Origin of the sequence: Neobacillus drentensis, assembly GCF_036962765.1 — a bacterium.
GTDB lineage: Bacteria > Bacillota > Bacilli > Bacillales > Cytobacillaceae > Neobacillus > Neobacillus drentensis_C.
In genome coordinates this window covers 20,790-28,231 of sequence record NZ_JBALOS010000116.1, presented here as the reverse complement: position 1 = coordinate 28,231, position 7,442 = coordinate 20,790, and the positions used below count along the sequence as shown (strand labels likewise).

The window sequence follows — 7,442 nt, the reverse complement described above, 5'->3', positions numbered from 1 at the left end:
GAATATCAATAAAATAATGTTATGGTTACCATAATGTCTTTTGATTTTACATTAACATCGCCTTCATTAGTATTTTGGGAATGTTATTACAATCTTGTACTGTTTGTATCACTTTTGGCGGTTTGTAATATTTAGCTAATAATAGAGTTACAACAAGACCAACGCCTCCAATATTATAAAACATAACGCGCCAGCCCCAAGTATCTGCTTTTAAACCAGTAAAGTATAAAGTGATAGCCGACCCTATTAACTGAGCAACAAATAAAATGGACTTCGCTCTTGCCTGAACTTCTCTTTTGAAAATTTCTGTAATAGCTACACCAAAAAAAGAGTGTTTAAATTGACAATCCTCAATTTTAACACCCTCCATTTGAATGGCTTTTTATAATAATTAATCGTTAAATTCGATAACTGCTCTTCCTACATTTACACAATTGCAATCATGGAAAGAATCAAATGCATGATTAATATCTTCTAAGGCAATCCGATTCAACACGAGCTCATCCAGTTTGAATTTCCCATCTAAATACATTTCTGCAATGATGGGGAAATCACGGAATGGCTTCACATTACCATCTAACAGCATTCCTTCAAACATTGGACCGAATGCAGAATCGCATAAGTGAACTTCCCCGGTCACGCAAATTTCACATGTTCCGCAATATGTAACCCAGCTTAAAGCTACTTTCACGTTGGTGACATTTGCCCCAAACGCTTCAGCAATTCCCGCTCCCTCATGTCCAAGAATTGTTGGTGTCGGCGGAGTCGGTTTAAATCACTGTGGCTCACACCTGTTGCTTTAATTTTCACTAGAACTTCATTCGCTTTTGGTTCACTAAGTTCTACGTGTAGAATGGATAAAGGTTCGCCGATTTCAGGCATTTTTTGCAATGAGTTCATCTGGTTTAATTGATTTTCTAGCTTCCTTCTTTACTGACATTCTAAAGATTAACGTCATGAAGATAGCGAGGATAGCCGCGCAGGCACAGAAGATGAAGTATCCATTATATCCACCGTTAGGTCCGTATGTTTTAAACAATACAATATTGACGATAGGCATTAAAATATCAGGTGTATAGCCTATAAAGGATACAACTCCAATCGCCAGACCGAGCATCTTTTCATCTACCTTACAATCTCCAAGTAACGACCAGTAAAGACCTCTAATGGTATAAATCATTAAACCAATCATGACGACTTGGATTTTAAAGTAAATGAGAGGCATCGTAATTGGTAAGATTGATATAGCAATTAAAAAAGTGGCAGCTAACCCTAAGGCGATCATGAGGATACTGCTTTTCCCAAATTTATCACCTAAAAATCCGCCTAACAACCCGCCAATCGGCCGCATCCAAAGCATTAATACAGTCACTTCACCTACAGTTGCGGCATCAATTTTGATGTTCGTTTGTAAAAATCCACCCTGATAATATACGGCCCAGGTCACAATATAAGACATAAATATGATGCCGCCTAGCAGCCATATGAACTTATTACTGAATAGTTGTTTGAAATCGTTCACATTAATTTTTTTACTGGTTTCTGCCGCTTTAGAAGAAGATTCTTTTTTAATAGAAGATTTGTCTTCTTTAACAAAAAATAAAATAAGTACGGATACCAAAATAAGCGCAGCAGAGTACATGTAAACCACAAATTGTAACGCTTCTTTCTTATGAACCAATTCTGTACTGTCTCCCAAAACGTTTGTAAAAATAAATAATGCGATACTTGCTAATATGGCCTCTACTAATCCACGGCCACCATCTAAAGCACCAAAAAATCTTCCTTCTTCTTCCTTTTTAGATATTAACTTTACAAGTTTTAAATGAGCTGCCCAAAAGGTGAATACTGAAAAAAATCCCCAAATACCAAATATCACTAAAACCATTGAATAGCTCGGAACTTGAGCAAACCATAGTCCGGTAAGTCCACAAACCAAAAGTGAAATGAATAAAAGTTTTTTTGCGGAAAATCGATCAGCAAGCCAGCCACTTGGAGAGTATCCCACAAGATAAGCCACACCTAAAACGGAAAAAATGCCATTTAATTGTTTAAGAGTTATTCCGTATACTTCCAAAATCGTTTCTTGATAATTTGTTTTTAAATAGATAAGTGGAAATATCGATCCTGCTGCTAAAACAATGAGGAAAAATTGAAAATACCTTTTATAATTTTTCACTGCCACAAAATCACTCTTTTCTTAACTAAAAATGGGATAAGATAGTTTTAAAATTTCATCGGTATGAACTCTCACCTTTTTAACGACAGTATCGTTAATGGTATTGTAGAGTACGTGATTTTTTTGGTTCGGTATAAACGTTTGTTGAGTTTTAACCATTTTACTTGCAGCCTCATAAAAATCTTTGTAAATCGATAGATGTTGGCAGACACATATAGCAGCTCCTAAACACGCACTACTGCTGCCTGCACGTCTGTGAACTGGCAGTCCAAAAAGATCCGCAATAATTTGCATTATCACATCACTTTTGGAGCCCCCGCCTATTACGACTAAATCATTTAACTGTACGTCTATTTCCTCTAACATATCATCAATATTGTTTTTAATATTAAAAGCAATCGCTTCCAAAATTGAACGGTATATATGGTATTTTGTATGGCGCTGATCAAAACCAATCATGACACCTTTTCGATATGGTATAGATGGTGTCGATAACCAGTCTAAAATGGTAATCAGACCGTCACTGCCGACTGGAACATCTTGTGCTTTCATATTCAAGTATTCCTCTTCCAATACACCTAGTTTTCTTGCTTCTGTAACGAGTTCTTCACCAATCAGCTTTTTAAACCAACTCACGGTCCACATACCACGTCTTATTCCATTTGATTCATAAACATATTTAAATGGAATACATGCAAGCGTTGGAAAGAAATTAAGGGCATTTTCCTTAAATTCATTTCGTAACAGCATGGACGAAATGAATGTTCCAAGCGAGATCATGATGGTACCTTCGTCCTTAATTCCGGAACCCAGCGCCTCTACAGCTTTATCGTTAGCTGTCGCTACTACTGGTATATCATGATGGAAACCAAACTCCTCGACCAATTCTTGTCTAAGCATTCCCAGCTTTTCGCCTGGTTTTACAAGATCAAATACCATGTCTCTTTGCAATCCATTTGCCTCAAATACTTCCTCGTCTTTCGACCAATCCAACGTTTCACGGTCCAATGGCCAATGAACTTCATAATTGGAAGCAGTGTCTTTAAATTCCCCTGTCAACCGAAAGCCTAGATAACCAGAGGTAGTCGTCACATACTTTACTTGATCATCAGAATGTACATATGGTTCGTTAAGTCTGGAATCCATCCAGCTTATCACAGGATAAGCTAGATGGCCCTCTTCCTTTAATAAAACACGACAACATCTAATGGTACAAAGTCCAATTCCAGCAATGTCTTTAGGATTGCCAGTAAAATGGGCTAGACAATTTTTAATAGCTCCGTACACACTGTCCCATAAATCATCTTCGGGATGGATGACAACCCCTGGCTCAGGTGATAGAGTTTCTTTTAATTGAAAAGATCCGAAAGCAACTTCATTACCTTCAACATCATAAATGGCTACTTTTGTACTTTGCGAGCCATTATCAATCCCCATTACATACCCGCTCATATAATCACCTTTTATTAACCTTTTATATATTTTATGCCCTCTTCTTGAGGGTAGATTGTACCAAAATTCATGATGCCATTAGGGTCAAAAGCTTCTTTTAATTTTTCTAACATATAGTAAGCAGATCCATGCTCTTCTTCTGTCCACTCGGTACGATATTTTCCAATACCATGGTGATGGCACATGGAACCGCCAAGTTTCAATGTTTCTTCAATAATAATGGAATGGATTGGATGATGATAAATTCTCATTTCATCCTCTGGTGCACAATTAATATTATAGTTATAAACAAAGTACATATTGGTTCCATTTAGATAACTATGGGATGAGTGTCCACCAAGCATGGTTATATCTTCAATTCTGTCAAACTCTTCCATAACTCTTTTCATTACATTGTGATAAATCTTTGTAATGTTTTCCCAGTCAGCTGATACTTCCGTTGTAAAACCATCATGCTTATGATGATCAACCATTGTTTGGAATTCACGATCAATGTGTCCCTGCGTCCAATTCAAGTTATTAAACCAATTTTCGATTAATTGGTCTTCAACTTTTTCAACGATTCCATCTTGGAATTTAGCAACCGCTTCTTCAATTGCTTCATTCGTTGCCTTAACAATACCAGCTGGCCCTTCTGTCATAAAAATCAACACACATTTGTCTTTATAGAAATGAGAGAAATGTTGTCTTGCGTCTTCTTCAGAATAAACACGTGCCACAGATGGTCTAAAACCGTTTGTAATCACTTCTCTTAAAACTTTAATACCCGTATCAACATCTTTTAATAAATAACCATGGAACACATTGTTTTTAGGATAGTATTTAAAAATTTTCACCGTAACTTCTGTGATATAACATAATGTTCCTTCATTGCCGATGACAATGTGTCGAATATCCGGTCCTCCAGCTCTTCTTGGAACATTTTTGATTCGAGAAATGTGACCGTTTGGAAATACACATTCTAATCCAACAACCATATCTTCAATCGCACCGTATAAAGTGGAGAATTGTCCAATACTTCTTGTCGCCAATAATCCACCAAATTGTGCAACTGGTTTAGACTGTGGAGAGTGACCAGTTGTGTAACCAATTTTACGCAGCTCATCTTCCAATGTTTGTAGTTTTACACCTGCTTGGACAGTTGCTTGCATGTTATATGGATCGATTTTAATGATATTATTCATTCTTGACCCATCGATAACCATAGCGATTTCTTTCCAGTTTTCCAGACCGCCTTCTGTAGCTGTTTTTCCACTACGAGGAATCACATTGATCTTGTGTTCATTACAGAACTGCAGAAGTGCCTGTACTTCTTCTGAAGAATGTGGATATACTATCGCCATTGGCATTGGAACGTCAAGGACCTTTTTAGCTTTTGCATATTTTTTATATCGGTCAGAAGATGCATCATATAATGCTTCATGATCGGTATTAATTTGTTCGATTGAAATAATTACCTCTAATTCTTTTAACAATTGTTCTTTAATCTTCGTAGTTTCTTCTTTTAATAATTGTTCATTCGCCATCGCAGCATTTCTCCTTTTATCGATTTCTATATTTCGTTATCGTACTAAGTATCCGCCATCAACATTCACGAGAGTTCCATTTACATAATTGGAAGCGTTTGAAGCTAGATATACAACTGTACCCATTAAATCTGAGATATTTCCCCATCTATTGGCAGGAATATGATCTAAAATCCGTTGATTGGCTGCAGGATTCGCTCTAGTCTCTACAGTAACGGCAGTAGCAAAATAGCCAGGTGCAATACCGTTTACTTGAATATTGAATTGAGCTAATTCATCACAATATGCTTTTGTGAAGCCTGCTAAACCGTGTTTCGTTGCCGCATATGCAGGTGACCATTGACCTCCAAGGTAGGAAAACAAGGAACAAGTATTAATGATCTTCCCGCTTTTTTGTGGAATCATATACTTCGCCACTTCATGAGATAATTCAAACGCTGCAGTTAAATTGATTGAGACCATTTTATCCCATTGAAGTCGAGTAAACTTCGTCACATCTGGTTCATTGATACAAATGCCTGCGTTGTTCATGAGGATATCTATTTTTCCAAATGTATTGATACATTCTTCTGCAATTTTTTTACAAGCACCCTCTTGAGTAACGTCTGCAATCATCAAATGGTACCGGACGCCTTCTGCTTCAATCATGTTTTTCGTTTCACCATTGTCATCAGCGATGCTGACTGCAAAAATGTCTGCCCCTGCTTTTGCCAGCGCTAAGGCAAAGCCTTGCCCCAATCCTGAATTTCCTCCAGTGATAATGGCCACTTTTCCTTTTAAGCTAAAAAAATCCATTGAGAAATCTTTTATATCGATTTTTTGAGTATTCATGTTTAACCCTCTTCTTAAATGGTTTTTATTATTTACAACGTTAATTTACTATAAATACCTCCAAATGTAAACGGATTCTTAAGAAAATTTTCTATTTTTTTAAAAAAAAATTTATATTGTGGAAAATTTTCCACTATGGTATACTTTCATTAAGCACTAAAATGAGAAGAGAGGGAAAGACCATAAATATTAATTTAAATAAATTAAATGAGCTGGAACTTTCGGTTCATAATAATCTTTCTGAAATTATTAAAGAAAAGGATCATTTAAAAATATTAGAGGCCGCTGAGTATTGTAATGTGTCTTCTTCAAAAGTATCCAAACTTGTAAGAAAACTTGGGTTTGAAAGTTTTAAACAATATAAACAATTTTTTGGCGGTCAGCCAATCATTCAGGAAGACAAAAAAACTTCAAGTGAGCTTGAACGATTAAAACACTTTATAGATAATTTCGACCCCACATTAGTGGATGAGTTTTTAACTCTTTATAAGAAGTACAACAGAATTGTGCTATTTGGATTGGGTCCATCCTTTATTTGTGTAGAATACTTTGCTTATAAGCTTGCTCTTGTTTCTGGAAAACATATTTTAGTGAGCCAGGGAGAAGATCATGCGAAGCATTTAGTGGATGAGGACACGCTTTTAATTGTTTTTTCCGTAACCGGCAAATTCGCCTCTTTTGAAAACCTTTTCAACGGAGCAAAGTCTAAAGGGGCTGAAATATTGTTGATTTTGGAGGAATATGACAATTCTCAAACTTTACAAGTAGATAATATATTTTACTTAACCAAATCTGCTCAAAATGGAAAATTGTTACCTTATGAAAAAACTCGAACTGTATTCTTTATTTTTATAGAAGAAATTATTGTAAAATTAATGGCAGAACGAGATGCATTAAAAAAGGATGAATAAAAGAACAGACCGTCTGGCCATGAGACGGTCTGTTTTCTTATTTTATATAGTTAATAGACTGTCAGACGTATCTGCTAGTTCCTTTTGTTCTTGTGATGAAAACTCAACCACTGTTCTGCCAACGTTGATGCAATTGCAGTCATGGAAGCTGTCGAATGCTTTATTAATGTCATTTAGCTGGATACGATCAAGGACGAGTTCATCCAGCATAAATTTGCCATCAAGATAAAGCTGGGCAATGATAGGGAAGTCGCGATAAGGCTGTGTATCTCCATAAAAGCTGCCCTTCAGTATTTTACCGACGCGATGGAAGCCTCCTGCTGGCAAATTGAGTGCCATAGCTGGGTTGAAAGCTCCCACTACCACAACGGTACCGCCTTTTCTTGTTCCTTTCCAAGCACTTTCTGTCGCTCCTGTGTGGCCGGAGCAGTCGATAGCGAAATTTACACCGAATCCGCCTGTCAGCTCTTTTAAAGCTTCTTCTGCATTTTGTTCTGCAACATTAACCGTATGAGTAGCCCCGATTAAAAAGGAAATAAGAAA

9 protein-coding genes are annotated in these 7,442 nt (G+C 36.6%); 1 reads left to right on the top strand and 8 read right to left on the bottom strand.

What is annotated here, in order from left to right; translation table 11 throughout:
- Positions 1–46: 46 nt before the first annotated feature.
- Genes V7137_RS15105 through V7137_RS15075 form a run of 7 tightly spaced genes read right to left on the bottom strand, consistent with a single transcriptional unit; the run spans position 47 to position 5,973 of the window.
- Positions 47–370 carry an MFS transporter gene (locus V7137_RS15105; protein ID WP_335698846.1) on the bottom strand — a complete coding sequence of 108 codons (324 nt, stop codon included), beginning with the start codon at positions 368–370 and terminating at the stop codon, positions 47–49.
- A gap of 21 nt (positions 371–391) precedes the next feature.
- Positions 392–724, bottom strand: a complete 333-nt coding sequence (locus V7137_RS15100) for a hypothetical protein (RefSeq protein WP_335698847.1) — start codon at positions 722–724, stop codon at positions 392–394.
- Positions 688–891 (bottom strand): hypothetical protein, encoded by a 204-nt coding sequence (locus V7137_RS15095; RefSeq protein WP_335698845.1) that lies wholly within the window; start codon positions 889–891, stop codon positions 688–690. The genes V7137_RS15100 and V7137_RS15095 overlap by 37 nt, the downstream gene beginning before the upstream one ends.
- Positions 875–2,185, bottom strand: a complete 1,311-nt coding sequence (locus tag V7137_RS15090) for an MFS transporter (protein ID WP_335698844.1) — start codon at positions 2,183–2,185, stop codon at positions 875–877. The genes V7137_RS15095 and V7137_RS15090 overlap by 17 nt, the downstream gene beginning before the upstream one ends.
- Positions 2,186–2,200: 15 nt before the next feature.
- A complete protein-coding gene (locus V7137_RS15085; RefSeq protein ID WP_098933430.1) occupies positions 2,201–3,631 on the bottom strand; it encodes an FGGY-family carbohydrate kinase in 1,431 nt (476 codons plus the stop codon).
- A 14-nt stretch (positions 3,632–3,645) separates the two neighbouring features.
- Complete coding sequence (locus V7137_RS15080; RefSeq protein ID WP_335698843.1) at positions 3,646–5,157, bottom strand: FAD-binding oxidoreductase; 1,512 nt, start codon at positions 5,155–5,157, stop codon at positions 3,646–3,648.
- A gap of 36 nt (positions 5,158–5,193) precedes the next feature.
- Complete coding sequence (locus V7137_RS15075) at positions 5,194–5,973, bottom strand: SDR family oxidoreductase (protein WP_420490133.1); 780 nt, start codon at positions 5,971–5,973, stop codon at positions 5,194–5,196.
- A gap of 176 nt (positions 5,974–6,149) precedes the next feature.
- On the opposite strand from V7137_RS15075, the gene V7137_RS15070 reads away from it, so the two are divergent.
- Positions 6,150–6,899, top strand: coding sequence for a MurR/RpiR family transcriptional regulator (locus V7137_RS15070; protein WP_335698841.1), 750 nt, complete (start codon positions 6,150–6,152; stop codon positions 6,897–6,899).
- A 42-nt stretch (positions 6,900–6,941) separates the two neighbouring features.
- Here the strand turns inward: V7137_RS15070 and V7137_RS15065 are convergent.
- Positions 6,942–7,442: zinc-binding dehydrogenase (locus tag V7137_RS15065; protein WP_335698840.1), on the bottom strand; the 501-nt coding region annotated here is incomplete at its 5' end.